12 protein-coding genes are annotated in these 15,867 nt (G+C 46.5%); 6 read left to right on the top strand and 6 right to left on the bottom strand.

The genetic code is table 11. From position 1 onward, the window contains the following. Window positions 1-170: 170 nt before the first annotated feature. Window positions 171-2,114, bottom strand: a complete 1,944-nt coding sequence (locus tag Q5691_RS02105) for a S9 family peptidase (protein ID WP_333343825.1) — start codon at window positions 2,112-2,114, stop codon at window positions 171-173. A 79-nt stretch (window positions 2,115-2,193) separates the two neighbouring features. On the opposite strand from Q5691_RS02105, the gene Q5691_RS02100 reads away from it, so the two are divergent. From Q5691_RS02100 to Q5691_RS02090, 3 genes are all read left to right on the top strand, one after another. Next, window positions 2,194-3,117: a nucleoside hydrolase gene (locus tag Q5691_RS02100; RefSeq protein WP_333213326.1), complete on the top strand. Its 924-nt coding sequence runs from the start codon at window positions 2,194-2,196 to the stop codon at window positions 3,115-3,117. A gap of 104 nt (window positions 3,118-3,221) precedes the next feature. Beyond that, window positions 3,222-4,580 (top strand): DUF3370 domain-containing protein, encoded by a 1,359-nt coding sequence (locus tag Q5691_RS02095; RefSeq protein ID WP_333343824.1) that lies wholly within the window; start codon window positions 3,222-3,224, stop codon window positions 4,578-4,580. Between the two features lie 123 nt (window positions 4,581-4,703). Further along, the gene (locus Q5691_RS02090) at window positions 4,704-5,087 is read left to right on the top strand and encodes a VanZ family protein (RefSeq protein WP_333213324.1); all 384 of its coding nucleotides are present in this window, start codon (window positions 4,704-4,706) and stop codon (window positions 5,085-5,087) included. 408 nt (window positions 5,088-5,495) lie between these two features. Here the strand turns inward: Q5691_RS02090 and Q5691_RS02085 are convergent, their stop codons facing one another. Next, a complete protein-coding gene (locus Q5691_RS02085) occupies window positions 5,496-7,067 on the bottom strand; it encodes a DUF4335 domain-containing protein (protein WP_333343823.1) in 1,572 nt (523 codons plus the stop codon). Window positions 7,068-7,133: 66 nt separating this feature from the next. Then, window positions 7,134-7,739 carry a DUF3038 domain-containing protein gene (locus Q5691_RS02080; protein WP_333209311.1) on the bottom strand — a complete coding sequence of 202 codons (606 nt, stop codon included), beginning with the start codon at window positions 7,737-7,739 and terminating at the stop codon, window positions 7,134-7,136. Window positions 7,740-8,123: 384 nt separating this feature from the next. Here Q5691_RS02080 and Q5691_RS02075 point away from each other — a divergent pair, with 384 nt between their 5' ends. Together Q5691_RS02075 and Q5691_RS02070 are read left to right on the top strand one after the other, a co-directional pair. Further along, on the top strand, window positions 8,124-8,336 hold the full coding sequence (locus Q5691_RS02075) for a helix-turn-helix domain-containing protein (RefSeq protein WP_242715747.1): 213 nt from the start codon (window positions 8,124-8,126) through the stop codon (window positions 8,334-8,336). Further along, complete coding sequence (locus Q5691_RS02070) at window positions 8,326-8,877, top strand: hypothetical protein (protein ID WP_333343822.1); 552 nt, start codon at window positions 8,326-8,328, stop codon at window positions 8,875-8,877. The genes Q5691_RS02075 and Q5691_RS02070 overlap by 11 nt, the downstream gene beginning before the upstream one ends. Here Q5691_RS02070 and Q5691_RS02065 read toward each other — a convergent pair. Next, window positions 8,840-9,781, bottom strand: a complete 942-nt coding sequence (locus Q5691_RS02065; protein WP_333209307.1) for a site-specific DNA-methyltransferase — start codon at window positions 9,779-9,781, stop codon at window positions 8,840-8,842. The two genes, Q5691_RS02070 and Q5691_RS02065, sit on opposite strands and share 38 nt — an antisense overlap. A gap of 262 nt (window positions 9,782-10,043) precedes the next feature. Next, window positions 10,044-12,746, bottom strand: coding sequence for an endonuclease MutS2 (locus Q5691_RS02060; RefSeq protein ID WP_333343843.1), 2,703 nt, complete (start codon window positions 12,744-12,746; stop codon window positions 10,044-10,046). A 463-nt stretch (window positions 12,747-13,209) separates the two neighbouring features. On the opposite strand from Q5691_RS02060, the gene Q5691_RS02055 reads away from it, so the two are divergent. Further along, window positions 13,210-14,481, top strand: a complete 1,272-nt coding sequence (locus tag Q5691_RS02055) for an ATP-binding protein (RefSeq protein WP_333343821.1) — start codon at window positions 13,210-13,212, stop codon at window positions 14,479-14,481. Window positions 14,482-14,764: 283 nt separating this feature from the next. Here the strand turns inward: Q5691_RS02055 and thrB are convergent, their stop codons facing one another. After that, on the bottom strand, window positions 14,765-15,796 hold the full coding sequence (gene thrB, locus Q5691_RS02050; protein ID WP_333343820.1) for a homoserine kinase: 1,032 nt from the start codon (window positions 15,794-15,796) through the stop codon (window positions 14,765-14,767). Between the last annotated feature and the right edge of the window lie 71 nt (window positions 15,797-15,867).

The following is a 15,867-nucleotide window of genomic DNA, read 5'->3' as shown; positions in this document are numbered from 1 at the left end:
CTGCTGCAACAAAAGGCGATCGCACTATAAAATTTTAAGCTGTATTGCCTTTCAAGATGTGATAGTAAACAGCAAAATTTGTGAACAAAATCACAGTAAAAATTTGTGAATTATGATATAGCTTGCAGGTGCGTTTTAGGAAAAACCGAGCAACTGCAAACTAATGTTTTCTATAGATTGAAAATCATCACTTTCTCCACAGGTTCAGCTAACTCAAACTTAAACACCCGCGAATAGAAATAGAATTCGCCGTCAAGAGTTCTTTTAATATTTTCAGCGCGGCGAAAACCGTGCTGTTCCCCTTCATAAGCAACATAAGCAACCGGCAAACCTTTAGCTTTCAATATCTCTACCATCATTTCTGCTTGATTAGGCGGAACCACTTTATCTTCTAATCCTTGAAAGAAGATAACGGGACAAGATAAACGTTCGGCGGAATGAATGGGCGAACGATGTACATACAAATCTTTTCTTTCAGGATAAGGCCCGATTAATCCATCCAGATAGCGCGCTTCAAATTTGTGAGTATCCGTTGCCAAAGCTTCCAAATCGCTAACTCCATAATAGCTCGCACCGGCCTTAAACACATCGCGGAAAATAAGAGCGCACAGAGTAGTGTACCCCCCTGCGCTGCCTCCGGCGATCGCCATTCTTTCGCCATCAACTAAACCATTTTGAGCTAAATATTTAGCACCGTTAGCGCAGTCGTCAACATCGACAATTCCCCAACTATCTTGCAGTCTTTTTCTGTATTCTCGGCCGTAACCAGTGCTCCCGCCGTAATTAACATCGAGCACGGCAAAACCGCGACTCGTCCAATATTGAATTTTCAAATTCATGCTGCTAGAAGTAGCAGCAGTTGGGCCGCCGTGACTTTTGACGACAAGCGGCGGTTTTTCACCCGCAGGTGCTGCAAAATCTTGATTTTTCGGGGGATAAAAGAAACCGAAAGCAGTCAAATTATTTTCCGTGGGAAATTCAATCGGTTCCGGTACAGAAAGATAACCGGGACTGATGCTTAAATTGCTCGATTGGCGCAATATTTCTAGTTTGCTTTTTGCAAAATTTAATTCTACAATAGCAGTAGATTCAGTCGGCGAACTTGCCAGAAAAACAACTGTTTCTCCCCGCGCTTTGACCGACGAAATATCAGTGTAAGGCGTCTCAATAGTTGTCAACTGCTTAGTCGTTAAATCAAGACTCGCTAAATACCACAGGCCTTGCTGAGTGTAGGTGCAAATAATTTTGCTTTCCGAGACAACGGCATAAGTAGACATTCCAAAAACCCACTGAGGAAGTCCGAATTCAGCCGCCATTTCGCACAGAGGTTCAACATCTTGCTGTTCCCTCGGCAAGCGGGGATTGACGGTTCTATAGAAGTTCCACCAGTTAGACTTGTCAGAAACAAAATACAAAACTCCATCGGGCGACCATTCCGGTTGAAAAATCGACTCATCAACCCCGCCAGCAACCAAGTATTTTTCACCTAAACAACCGTCAGTATTAATTTCTGCTACCCACAATTCTGTGCCATCCCACGGCATATTTGGATGGTTCCAACAAATCCAGAAAAGTTGAGAACCGTCTGGACTTAAACGAGGGGAAGCATAAAAATCATTGCCCTGAGTTAAGATTTGAATATCTTCGCCGTTATCTAAATTAATGCTAACAATAGTATTGACAGGTTCGCCCTCACCTGCGTGGTCTTCGCGCACGCAAATCAGGCGATTTCTTTGCTTGTCAACTATCGCATCTGCATAGCGACAATTAGCAGCAGGAGTCAGAGGTTTGGGTTGAGAATTTAATGTTTGAACATAAATACGTTGGTCGGCAAAATGAGAAAAATAGACAACACCGCCAGCAACTGCAAAAGCAGCGCCGCCGTATTCGTTAACGCGAGTGCGAACATTAAAAGGATGCGGTGTCACGTCGCTGATTTTACCATCAGGAGTGCGCCGCACGAGGACGCTTCTTCCCGCTTCCGAAGGTCTTCCCTCAACCCAGTAAATATCATCGCCGTCAATAGCAATTTGTCCGAGCCCGACAGTTCCAGAAACAATTAAATCGGAAGAAATAGGTGATTTCCAAGAGCCGTAAGGTGATACTGTATTCATATAGTTGAGGCAGTTGTGTTTTTCGCACAAAAAAATTAATATTTGTACTTTACACTAATTCAGTCACCGGGGAAGCAAAATGTCCAAAAAACTCGTATTAATGGATCACGACGGTGCAGTTGACGACTATCTCTCAGTCGTGTTGCTGATGACAATGGAGGAAGTCGAAACTCTGGGAGTAATTGTAACTCCTGCGGACTGCTACATTCAACCGGCCGTGAGTGCAACGCGCAAAATCCTTGATTTGATGGGGCGTTCAGAAGTTCCAGTGGCGGCGAGTACGGTGCGGGGACTCAACCCATTTCCGGTGTTATTTCGGCGAGATTCCTTTGCAGTCGATCGACTTCCCATTCTAAATGAAAAAGGAACCATTGACACGCCGTTAATATCAGAACCCGGACAAAACTTTATGGTGCGAGTTTTGCAAGATGCAGCCGCACCAGTCACATTAATGGTAACAGGGCCGTTAACAACAGTAGCGCAAGCTTTAGATATCGCACCAGAAATTGAAAACAAAATTCAAGAAATTGTCTGGATGGGAGGCGCCCTCAATGTTATCGGCAATGTTAGCAAAGATATGGAACCCGGACAAGATATGTCGGCGGAATGGAATGCTTACTGGGACCCGATAGCAATCGAGAGAATTTGGCAAACCCAAATTCCCGTTGTCATGTGTCCTTTAGATATCACGAATAATGTACCGCTGACAGTCGAATTTTCCAATCTCTTAGCAAAACAGCGCAAATATCCCATTTCCGACTTAGCAGGACAGTGTTATGCCCTAGCAATATCTCAAGATTACTATTTTTGGGACATTTTGGCAACTGCTTATTTAGCGCATCCCGAATTTTACCAACTGCGAGAATGGGAAACCGAAATAGTTACAGAAGGCATCAGCCAAGGACGCACAAAAGTTAAAACGGGAGGGCGGAAAATTCAAGCAATGGATAAAGTAGACACCGCCAAATTTTACAATTACATATTACAACAGTGGGCGCGGTAAAAAACAAACTGCAAAAGTCGCAAACCATCTTGAAAGACATCTGCGTTAATCTGCGTTAATCTGCGGTTTCCTATAAATCTAAGACTAAATCAAAACATCAAAAAATGTTGCCAATTCTATCAATTATTCCCTTAGCCCAAACCCCTCCCGCACCTCAAGAAATAGTTCAAATCCAAGAAGTGCGACCTCTCCCCGGACAGTTAGACAACATACCAGTATTTAACAGTAACAGTCCCGAATTAGTGCTGCAAGAAGGAATTTTACTTTCGACATTTCCCCCAGATGGTAAAAGATTTCCAGCCGCACATTTAAACTTTCCGTTTCAAGGACGTTTCGACATATTTGCCCACCACATAGCCCGCGCACCTTCGCCGGAAGATTTGCGAACCTTGTATCAAGGAGTAATTGTTTACAATCCGGGCAATAAACCAGTAAAATTAGATATATTGCAAGCTGCGAGTTATCTCAGTCAACCCGATGCACCTTTTATTGAATTGCCGCCGCAAGTCGATAATTCAAACAGCAATATTTACGCGGGGCCGGGAAGCCGCGCTGTGAATGATATTCTCAGAGGAAGGAGACAGTCTGACTTTGAGCCGGTATTAATTATTCCACCGGGAAAAAGCCAATTGTTGATGAATCATCCGATACCGGTGCGGGGATTGGTACCTCCGCTAAACGGTCGATCGACCTTGATGCGGTTACGGAGCGATGGTATAGTCTATGTTGCCAGTCTGGCCATGTTTGCCCGACTTGACCCAGAGGGAAACGGACAGGGAAACGAGCGATCGCCCAACTTAGCAGAATGGCAAAACTTATTAGACAATGGTAATATAGCCGGGCCGCGCGATCGAGCTCCCACACGGCCCGAAATCACCGAAGGTCAAATAATTTACGGCCGAGTTGCCGGTATAGCATTAGGTTCAGAATGGCGAGCACTTCTCTCAGACAACCCCGCCACATCAAACCTAGCAATTCCCCAACCCGGAACAGCATTTTCCTACCCATTAAGCAGCCTCCCGCGCGGAATGCTGGGCACAAATCAAGTGCAAAGTGCGAAGATGCTAGTCCGCTACCCAGATACAGCATACCGCGCCCACGGCAATTACGGAATTCAATACAGTCTCAGCTTGCCGCTATACAATTCTACCAGCAACAATCAAACTGTAACTGTCGCAATTCAAACTCCAATTAAGACAGACAAATTAACTTCAGGAGGACTGAGTTTTTTAGAACCTCCGGCACCTCAAACTTTTTTTAGGGGGACGGTTAGAGTGCGTTATACTGATGACAATAAAGTACCTCAAACTCGCTACGTGCATTTAGTCCAGCGGCGGGGACAGCAGGGGGAACCTTTGGTAAAATTAGAGATGCAATCGGGAGAAAAGCGACTTGTACAAGTAGATTTTATTTATCCGCCCGATGCGTCGCCTCCCCAAGTTTTGACAGTGAAAACAAATTAAATTTTAGCGGCTGCTACGGGTAGGTAGACGGCTACAAAGACAATGCGTAATTAACCAAATTTGATATTAGTTTCGCGTGGCGCGAACTTGGCTGGTGTCTAGTCGGTATTGGCAAAAAACAAGATGAACTTCTCAAAAAGATTCTGGGTAATTGCTTGCTTTGTGTACGTTTTAATTCTTCTCAGTATCATGCTTTTAGCAGGTACGGGGAAATTAGTCAACTTTCCTCTCGCTCATCCGCCTTATGACAAACTAGGTCACTTTATTTTGTACGGAATAGCATCTTTTTTGTGCCATAGAGCAACTGGCAAAAAAAAGATGAATTTGTTTAATTATTCAATTCCTTTCGGACCCGCAATTTTTACTATGTTCACTGCTGCGGAAGAAATGCTGCAAGCAATGTTACCAAATCGCAGTGCTAGTATTGAAGATTTTTTATATAGTTTTTGCGGGATTGCAGTTTTTTATTGGATTGGAGAAGTTTGGGATAGAAAAAAAGGGCATTGATGATAGAGAAGGAAGTTCGGCAACGGATTTTGTAACGGATGTAACGGATAGAAGGAAGAAGGAAGTTCGGCAACGGATTTTGTAACGGATGTAACGGATGTAACGGATGTAAAGGATAGAAGAAAGAAGGAAGTTCGGCAACGGATTCGCTCGACGGATGTAACGGATGTCAGGAAGAAGGAAAAAGGAAGTTTGTAGGGTGTGCAATGCACATCAGTTGACGAGTGTCAGCAAATTTTTTTACTGGTGACTCTGCCCGCACGGGTCAAGAGATATGGGTAGGACAAACTGGAGCAACTGTCAATAGGCTGGCTGCTGCTAGCACAGTTAAAATTTGATTTTTTTTGAACTTGTTTAAGATTAGCAATTAACCGGGATTTCCCATCTGGATAATGTGTTTGAGAGCGTTTAATCACTCTCTTCCAAAAAGGTTTGTACTCTACCGTTCGGTCGCAAAACAACTCTAATTTTCGGGTTTTTTCCATTAGAAACCGCAGAAACAAACGGCTCGCCAGCTAAGGGCATATTAGCTTTCTCGATATAATCTGCTGCTGCTTTTCCCATCGGCATAATACTTTGAACTGACCCATTTTCATCGATCAGCACGCTGTATTCCAAAGTTTGTTCCATTCCTTCAGGAGGCTTCCAGCGTTCCTCAAAGTAAGTTCTAGCTTCGGAAACTTGAGGAATTGTATCAAATAAAGTGCGGTTTTTTTTGCTGGCAGCCACCTCGTTGTTATCCTCAGACTCGGTGGTTGGTTGAGCATCCTCAAGGGCTGGGAGTTCGGTACTGGCGGGGGGGACAATCGGCTCGATGGGGCTGGGGAAGGTTTGGGGCGGGGGAACGGGAAATCGGGAAGCAGACAGGGAGGGCGGCAGGGGGGGCGGTACGGCGGGAGCTAGTCTCGGCGGTAGGGGGGGCAGCACGTAGGGTACTGGTGCGGGTGCTTGGGGGGTGGAAATGGGCGGTTCTTCGGGGGCGGGAATAGTGATTGTTTGCCCTTGAGGGAATGCTGGGGCGCTCTGTGGGGCGCTGGCTGCACTGCCGTTGGCGGGAAATAGCAGGGGTGGCTGCTGGATGGGGCTGGGTCTGTTGCTGGGGGGATTTGGGGCGAGGGCGATGGGGGGCAAGCTGGGGCTGGGGGAGGCGGCGGTGTTGATGGGCGGGGGTGGCAGGGGCGGTAAAGCGGGTGTGGCGGCGGGTGTTGGTGCTGGGGGTGTCGGTTGGGCGGGAAGGGGACTGGGGGAGACGCCTGGAGCTAGCTGGGGCTGTCCTAGATCGGGGGCTGTTGCGGTTTGCGGGGAGGTGGCGGTTCGATCGAGCATTTTGATAATTCCTGTCGTCAGGCCCGCGCTGGCGACCAGCAATGCTGCCACCTTGAGCCAGGGTGAGGACACCGGCCGTCGGGGCTCGCGGTTGAGGTTGGGAAGCGCCATCACTTCGGCGGCGCAGTCATCTAGTGCTGTGGCCAAGTCAAACAGTTGCAGGGTGCTCAAGGGAACTACTGGCCCGGATTCAGCGGCGCTCAAAGAGCCTAAAAACAAGTTGTGGGCGAGCAAGCCGCGGGGTTCTAAGCGGGGGGGAACCGGAAGGTAGGAGGTTGGGAGAGAGTAGGGGTTGGAGGTTGCTATTTCGGAAGTGTTGGCGGCTCGATCGAATATGAGGGCGTTACCCACGGCGGATGGCGAGTCTGGGCCTGCTGCGGTACGAGCGGTTTGAGAGTTGAGGTTGCTTTCCCAATCGCGGGATTCGCCGAGCAAGTTTTGGACGTAGTTGCTGACAGCTTCGTGGAGGGTTTCGAGTTGAATTCGATCGCCCCTGAGAGTAACGTGTTCGGTATCTGGCAACCTGGGGTCGTCGAGTCGCAGCTCGAAACTTAAAGATTTAAACACCGGTTGGCCCGCCCAGCGAGATAGAGGCGAACTTTTGGCTGTAATTTCCAGCGTGCAAGTGGGGGGCGTGAACCGTTTGAGAACCATAGCAGGAAGTCTGTTGACGGTTGAGTGTTGACTGTTGGCTGTTGACTGTTGACTGTTGGCTGTTGTTTAATTTTTAGCGCGGTCTAGAAGAGCCAGCCAGAGGCGGCGGTGGCCGCCGGGACTGCTGTAAAATAGCAAATCGATCAGGAGTTTGAGGGCCAAATCAGTCAACTCTCGGGCCGACAAATTTTCTGCATCTTCCATGCGCGAGCCATAAGTGTTGCTGAACCTGTCAATATAATCTCCCAGCAAAGCGATGGTGTGAGGTTCGCGGTTTTGCTCTGCCATTTGTTCGAGCAAAGCAACAGCGCGGCGGATTAAAGCTTGGTGCTGTTTTGCCAAATGACAGCTTATCAAAACGAGCGATCGAGCTTCCTCCACATCTAGTTTTTTGCGCCCTCCCTGGCCTTTCCGCAGCGGGTTAGACTGTCGCAGCCGCCACAAAGCTACCCGATCGGCTACCATTGGCTCTAAATTCAGTTCGGCTGCTACCTTGAGCATCGCCTCTGAGCCAATTTCTGCCAGTGCTTCTAGTGCTAACAGCACTAAATCCAGTTGGGCTTTAATGTTGTCCAACTGGGTAGGTTCTGGTGCTTTTTGGGTCAATTCTGCCCAGTTGGGAGATTGGCCCGTTTCGTTTGTGGGAGCGGAGGACTTTACGGTCGAGCGCATGGCTTCAGCACGGGAAATTAAGACTGGTTGAGGCAGGATATCAAACAGTATGCAGTGATTAAAGCTTTGTGGCCTGTGGGCAACAGCACATCTGTTAATTTGTCTCCATAGCTCGTTGCTTTGATTCCGGCAATCCTAACTGCTGGACGGAGTTGCGGGTTAAAAGTTGCGGTTTCAAGTTCGATCGATCACAATCCGCAAAACCTAGAGATTTTTACTTCTAACCATCCTACCCCGCAGAGTGACCGAAATCAAATCAGTGCTTTGAAACTATCGGGACTTATATCAATGCAAAGATCCTAGCGCTCTCGAATGCTACTTATAGTCTGTCGCTACTTATAGTCTGTCAGATTATAGTTATCATTGCTTCATCTGGCGCCATCTATGGATATTACGGAGCAATTTGGTAAAAAAGTTAGACATTTCAGAAAGCTCAGAAATCTTTCCCAAGATCAGCTTGCAGAACTATCGGAATTACATCGCACCTATATTGGTTCAGTTGAACGAGGTGAAAGGAATATAACGCTGCTTAATGCCAGCAAAATAGCCAAGGCATTATCCGTTAGTCTAGCCGATCTGGTAATTGATGATGACTGAAAGAAGACTAGAGCAAATTTTAGCAAGATACCAAAAGTCATTTACCGAAAAAATTTATGCAGAAGAGAATGAAGAACACGATATCTTAATGGATGTGTTTGGTATTTCTCCAATAATAAAAAAAGAAAATAGGCAATATTGGGGACGTGAGTTAGGTATGTGTTGGCAATTGTTAGTTACTGAAACGTGTAAAACATATTGCAGTAGCTTTCAGCCAGCATTTAAAGTTGGAAGCGATGAGCCGTGCGATCTGATTGTTGATGGGTACGCAATAGATACAAAATATCGTATTGGCTCAGGAGACTCTGGAACGCTGAAAAAGTTCAAATCTTATGGCCAACTGCTTCGTACTTATAATTACGAACCCGTATTTTTGATTCTTAGAAAAGATAATTTACCCGCAGCTATTACAGCGTGCCAAGTAGGGACTTGGAAAGTTTACACAGGCGACGATTCGTTTGAGTTCATAAAAACAATAAGCGGGTTTGATTTAAAGTCATTTCTTATTGAAAAAGTGGGAGAATTCCCTGTATACCGCTGAAACTATTAAGGCGCTTGTTGATAATCTCTATGTAGTCAGGTACTATTTCAATGCCAACATACCTAATGCCAAATTCTTGCGCCGCCAGCAAGGTGGTTCCCGATCCTGCGAAAGGATCGATTAGAATAGAATTTTCCAAACGCGGTACAAATATTTCGACCAGCTTTCTCATGAGAGCGATTGGTTTAACGGTGCAATGGACGTTAAACTCCTCGGTTTTCTCACGCTGTATACCTTCTAAAATATTTGACTGAAAACCACCGAACTGATCTTTAGTATAAAATAGACCAGTACCATACTCCTGTAGAGTTTCCAAGTAATTATTGACCAGTGGTTTTTGAAGTACGCAGATTGCTTCCCATTCGTTCCTCAGACAACTGTGCCAACCATCCCATTGTTCAGAATTTTCATATCCTTTTTTCTCTAACTGTTGTTTGATATTGACACCTTTAGGAATACCACTCGATCTTTTATAAACAAGAATATCTCTCGCATAGAAACCAGCACTTTCAAGTGCTACTTGTACGTGAGCAACCGTTCGTGTGCTGTTGAAAACTAAAACTGTCGCACCCGGTTTGCAGATCCGAAAAAGCTGCTCACCCCACTCAAAGCACCACTTTTCATAATCCAGAGTGTTGTTGCGATTCCTTTGATACCATTTTTGGTTTCTGACTCCACCTGCTAAACCACTGCCATAGGGAATGTTTTTAACCAGGGTTTTATTTCCCTTGCCATTGACTCTTTCAATACGCCTTTGAATTTCTGAGTCATCCCATTTATGACCAATAAATTCATAATTATAAGGTGGGTCAGTGATACAGGCAGAAATATAATTTTCTGGCAATGTCTTCATCACTTCACGACAGTCGCCAACCAAAACTTCATTTGAGGGAGTTTTTTTCATTAGTCAGGCAGTTACTAAAGTGGGAAAGCAACTCTTAATTATTCCACATTTGCAGTATAGTATCCATTCCGGTTGCATCAGTATGATATGTTCCTTGCGACTTGTTTTGCGGCATACAACTATATATATAGCAATCCTAAATGACTCGTAATTTTTTTACCCCACCCCAACCCTCCCCTTACCAAGGGGAGGGAGTAAGAAATTCACCAATGATGCGAGGATTGCTATAATTACGAGTCAACCGGAAATGCGTAAATTTTGATTATTTCAAATAAACCACCGTCACACCTGCACCTCCTTCTTTTTGACTAGCCAACTCAAAGCGGGAAACCTGCGGATGAGTCGCGAGGAACTCGTGAACGCCTCGCCGCAACTGTCCCGTACCTTTGCCGTGAATTATCCACAGGACTCCGTATTCCACGGCCTTGGAAAGAGCTCTGTCTATTTCGATTTCTGCGTCTGAGACTCTCGCACCCCGTAGGTCGATCGAATTATTAGCAGTGCGAATGGCAATTTCGGGATTGGGTTTTGCAGGTTCCGCCGCTGCTTGCTTAGCTTTAGCCGTAGCGAGTGCTTGTGCTTGGGCGGCCGCCTTGGCTAATTGAGCTTTAGTTTCCGGTTTTTGACCGTCGAGGGATTCAATTTCTCCTAGTTTGACAGTCATTTTCATAATCCCAAACCGAACGCTCAACTCTTCGTTAGCGTCGGGGCCGCTGAGGACTTCGGCGGTTTGGCCCAAGCTGGGAATGCGGATGCGATCGCCCACTTTCGGCATAAAACTCGGTTTGGGTTTAGCCGGTTGTTGGCGAGAGGGCAGGTGTTTTTGGGAAATTTGATTTAACGTTTCTGTCGCTTGTTGGGCATTTTGAGCCGTCTGGTTGCCCGACTGCAAGCGACGAATGATTTGAGCAATTTCTGATTTTGCCGACCCGATCGCCTCATTTACTGCCACTTCCTGAGCTATTTTTAGTTCTCGCTCCCGCTCTTGCAAAGCGGCTGCTTTTTGAGAAACTTCTCTGTGCAGTTTTTCGGTTTGGTGTAGCAGTTGAGTTGCTTCTCTGGCCTTGGTTTCCTGTTTCCGGCGCTGTGCTTCGAGTCCAGCAATCACTTGATTGACATCTTGAGACGCTCCCCCGACATAGGTTTGAGCTTCTTCGACTATGGATGCTAACAAACCGAGTCTTTTGGCAATGGTGAGGGCGTTGGAACGTCCGGGAATTCCCCACAGCAAGCGATAGGTTGGCTGCATGGAATTGTCGTCAAATTCTACTGAGGCATTTTCAAAGCGGGAGTCTTGATATTTGAGGGCTTTGAGTTCGCCAAAGTGGGTAGTTGCAACTGTTAATAGGGAATGTTGGGCGAGGTATTGCAACAGGGCGATCGCCAATGCACTGCCTTCTGAGGGATCTGTCCCTGCTCCTACTTCGTCTAACAAAACTAAAGATTTGGGAATTGGTAATTGGGAATTGGTAATTGGGATTTGGGGTAGGGGAATTTGTAATTTAGGTTTGAGAATTGGGAGAGCAGAAACAGTGTTCTGTGTATCTGTGACTTCTTGGTCTTGCTGTTGGGAATTAGTAATTGGAATGTTTGAATTTTCTTCCACTTCAGCCTGCGATTTATTGCCTAAAACTTCTAAAATGCGGCTGATGCGGCGGATATGACCGGAGAAAGTTGACAAACTTTGCTGCAAAGATTGTTCGTCACCAATATCGGCCAAAATATTGTCGAACCAAGGCAATTCTACGGGTTCGCGGGCGGCAACAAACATTCCTGCTTTCGCCATTAAAGCTGCCAATCCCAAGGTTTTGAGGGTGACAGTTTTGCCGCCAGTATTGGGGCCGGTGATGGCGACGACGCGGATGTGCGGCCCGATCGTTAAATCGACCGGCACGACTGGAAAGCCTTGCTCGTGCTGTTGCTGCCAAACTAATAAAGGATGGCGCAACTGGCGCAGGGTAATTTGCGATCGCAGGTTGCGAATTAATAATTGACTGTTTTCTGAGTTTTCCTCATCTTCTTTTTCCTCTTTTTCCTCATCTTCTCTTTCGGGATTTTTTGGTGCTAATTCTGGCTCTCCCAATTCGATAAATTTCGGCGGATTTGCTTGCAACCAGTAACTATAACGCGCTTTAGCGGCCGCTAAATCTAAAGTTGTAACTACAACCACCAATCTGTCTAAATCTGGTTTGACTGCTGCGACTTGCTCGGTGAGGGCGCGGCGGACTGCTTCTTCTTCGGCTTGTTCTTGCCGGAGAAATTGCCGCATTTGGTTGTTAAGATTGACTGTGCTGTGGGGTTCTACGTACAGTGTCGCGCCGCTGGCAGAGGAGTCATGAACGATGCCCGGTATGGCATCTTTTTGGGGAGCTTTGACGGGAATGACAAAGCGTCCGCTTCTTTGGGTAATTAGCTGTTCTTGTACGGCGTTGGATTGGCGCTGCAAAATCCCCTGCAATATTTGATAAATGCGATCGCGCAACTGTCGCATTTGAACTCTAATTCCTGCTAATTTAGGAGTGGCTCTGTCTGCTACTTGAGCGCGATCGTCTATACAGCGATGGATTTCTTGCTCTAGTTCGGGATAAGTCCGCAATTGGGCTGCCAGTTCTTTGAGCGTCGGCACATCTGCCTGAGAGTCAATTATCCGGCGCAATTGCCTTGCTCCGGCGAGGGTAGTAGCAATTGCCAGCAATTCTTCGCCGCTGAGCAAACCTTGGAGTTCGGCTCGCTGCAGGGAAGTGCCGATGTCTTGGATTCCTTCAAAACTCAAAGCACCGCCAGCGCGGCTCTCTAACTGATAAGCTTCCTGAGTTTGGGCTAGGAGTTCTGCTGTTTGAGCTTGAGTTGCCGGGATTTCGAGGTCGAGGGCGGCGGCGACGCCGAGTTTGGTGGCCGCGAAGGTAGCCAAGTGCTGACACAGGCGCGGCCATTCTAATAGTTCTAGTGTTTCGGCTTGAATCAAAGTTGAGGTGGTGTTGGTAATTGGCATTCTCAGGCGCTGACCGAGAAGGTGAATTTGACGATACTATTAATTGATTTTAAAGTTTTTTATTGTTTCCTGGCGCAATTTGAGAAAGTATTTGCGATCGCCCTCAGCAGTCTTTCGACCGCAAGCTCTGATGTAACATTAATTACGAAGGAGAAAATTTGCATTTTTGCATTACCCGTCTAAAATTATACCTTCTCGTGATAGCAGTCCCCAAAAAATTTGCAACTTTAGGCAAGCTCCCAACTATTATACAGTAAGTCATTCCCAATTTTTTACTCTAAAATATAAAATCTCAAATGGTATGAGCTATTTTTTGTTTTGAGGCAGCGGGGATGGACTGTTTTTTGAGGGAATTGAACTATTTTGGAATTTTAAATCTGTCAGCACAATTCTGGCGGTTGTATCCTAAAAAGTAATTTGTGGAGGTGGTAGAAGTATGGCAAAGATTCTGGCGATCATCGCGGATACTGTGACTTTTCAAGTTGTGCAAGAGTTACTCAGCCAAGAGGGACATCAGGTGAGAGTCGTTCCCGACGACAAGGAGGGTTTAGACTTGGCAAGGGAATTGTCCCCCGATGCGATAATTTGCGACGGGGCTTCGCCTCAAATCAACTTTTTGGAGGTGTGCCGGCTGGTGAAAGCCGATTCCCTACGGGATAGCTTCGCTTCACGAGAATTGGCGACAGCCTATTTTATTCTGCTGACAACACCGGAGCAATTTGATGAAATTCAAGAATTGGATGCGCCCTTTGATGATTTTCTGTTTAAACCGATAGTTAAGCAGGAATTATTGGCGCGGGTGCGCGCGTCTAAGCGATCGCGCGAGTTGAGGGCGCGGTTGGAGTTAACCCAGCAAGAATTGCAACTGTCGCGCGATCGAATGCTGCAAAATGAAAAAATGTCTAGTTTGGGCGAATTGGTGTCTGGGATAGCCCACGAAATTAACAACCCAATTACTTTTATTTACAGCAATCTAACTCACGTCCAAAGCTACGCGACCGATTTAATAGAACTGCTGCGATTGTATCAAAAAGAGCTAGTCAATCCCGGAGCAGAAATTCTGCAAAAACAACAAGATATGGATGTGGACTTCGTACTCGACGATTTATTAAAAATTGTGAGTTCCATGCGTACCGGGAGCGATCGCATACGCCAAATAATTTTGTCGCTACAGGATTTTTCCCGCAGCGATCGATCAGGCTGGCAGTTATTTGATGTTTCCGACGGTTTAGAAAATACTCTGTTGTTGTTGCAGCACCGCTTGCCGGCTCGCGAGGGAAGGCGAGATATCAAGGTGATCAAACAATTCGGCAATTTGCCACAGATTGAGTGTTATGCAGGGCTGCTCAATCAAGCTTTTCTGAATATCATCAATCACGCGATCGATGTTTTGGAAGAGTCGGCTCAAGAGTTAGAGGAGTTGGAATCAATCAAATTTAAGCCTGTGATTTTGATTAGCACTCAGGTGGTCGATGCTGAGCGAATTTCTATTGAGATTGCGGATAACGACATGGCAATTAGCAAAGATATCACAGCGCAACTTTCTGAGGCATTTTTGGTTGCCCAACCTACGGAACCACCCATCTACTCGGGACTTGCTCTCAGCTATCAGATAATTGTAGAGCAACACAAAGGAGAGTTAAGGTGTTTTTCGGAACCCGGTAAAGGTACTAAAATTTACATAGAAATTCCCATGCGTCACAGCTAATTAATAGTATTTACCGTTGGTGGGGGCGGGTTTTTGAGATTGTTTGTTTTAGCCTGAGATTATGGTGAATCCGCCCCTACAATGACTGCATTTTTTTTAATATAAAATTTTGTAGAGGGCATGGCAGAAGTTATCGAAAAGAGACTTGAGTTGATCTTCAAGAGATTTGAAGGAGAGAGGAAGAGAATAGAAATATGAATAATTCTCTGGAGAGGGGCAACAACGGGAGATTGCCCCTACAAAACACGGTTATGTAGATGTTGTGTGTCTAGGAGTGGAATAACTAAAGGGAGACTTGCGCGCCTTGAGTATCGATGCCGATCGCCCTTACCTCAGCCTTTACCCCAAATTCCATCCAAGCAGCCGCCATCGCTTTTTCAACCGCCTCGGCGTTAGCCATATCCGTTAAAGCTAAAAGCGTTGGCCCGGCACCGCTAATTACCATTTCATAGGCCCCTGCATTCAGGGCAGCTTGTTGCACCGCTTCATATCCCTTAATCAGAGATTGCCGATAAGGTTGGTGAATTTTGTCTTGGAGGGCGCAGCGCAGCCAGTTTTCATTGCCAGTTTCCAAAGCCCGCACTAGCAAACCGAGGTGTGCAGCATTAAAAATCGCGTCAGCCTTACTGTAATCTGCTGGCAAAACTTTGCGGGCTTCGGCTGTAGAAAGTTCAAAATCGGGGATGGCTACCACGGGCACAATATTCGGATGCCAGGGAATATCGCAAATCTCCCATGAACCCCCCCCCTGCCCCCCCTTGCTAAGGGGCGGTGATTGTGTGATCCCCGCGTCGGTAAGGGGGAATTCTTCTCTTAGCCCCCCCTTACTAAGGGGGGGTTGGGGGGGTGCATTGCTAGCAGCGAGGCGACATCCTCCCAGTAAAGCGGGGACAACGTTGTCGGGATGTCCTTCAAGTTCGATCGCCAATTGCATCACTTCCACCTGACTCAAAGGCTTTCCGGCTAATTCATTTGCACCAACTAACCCACCGACAATAGCTGTGGCGGAACTTCCTAAACCTCTAGCCAGCGGCACTTGCATATCTATATGTATGGCTACGGGCGGCGGCGATTGGTTCAGGTATCCGTATAACTTTATAAATGCTTGATAAGCGAGATTGCTGTCATCTGTCTTGACTTTGGTGGTTTCTTTGCCTGTAACAGTAATTTTTAGTTTCTCGGTTGCTGAGGGTTCGAGTCGGGAGAATTGGAAGCGGTTGTAGAGGCTTAAAGCGGCGCCGATGCAGTCGAAGCCGGGGCCTAGGTTGGCGGTTGTGGCGGGTACGGTAACGGTAACGGTGGAATTTTCGGGCATTTTTTGAATAGTTAATTTGGAGTGTTTAACCGCAGATGGACGCGGATGAACGCTGATCGAAGCATATTATA

The sequence above is a fragment of the Microcoleus sp. w1-18aA5 genome (genome assembly GCF_036701705.1).
GTDB lineage: Bacteria > Cyanobacteriota > Cyanobacteriia > Cyanobacteriales > Microcoleaceae > Microcoleus.
The sequence above is the reverse complement of the archived record's forward strand: the minus strand, read 5'-3'. Positions and strand labels throughout refer to the sequence as shown.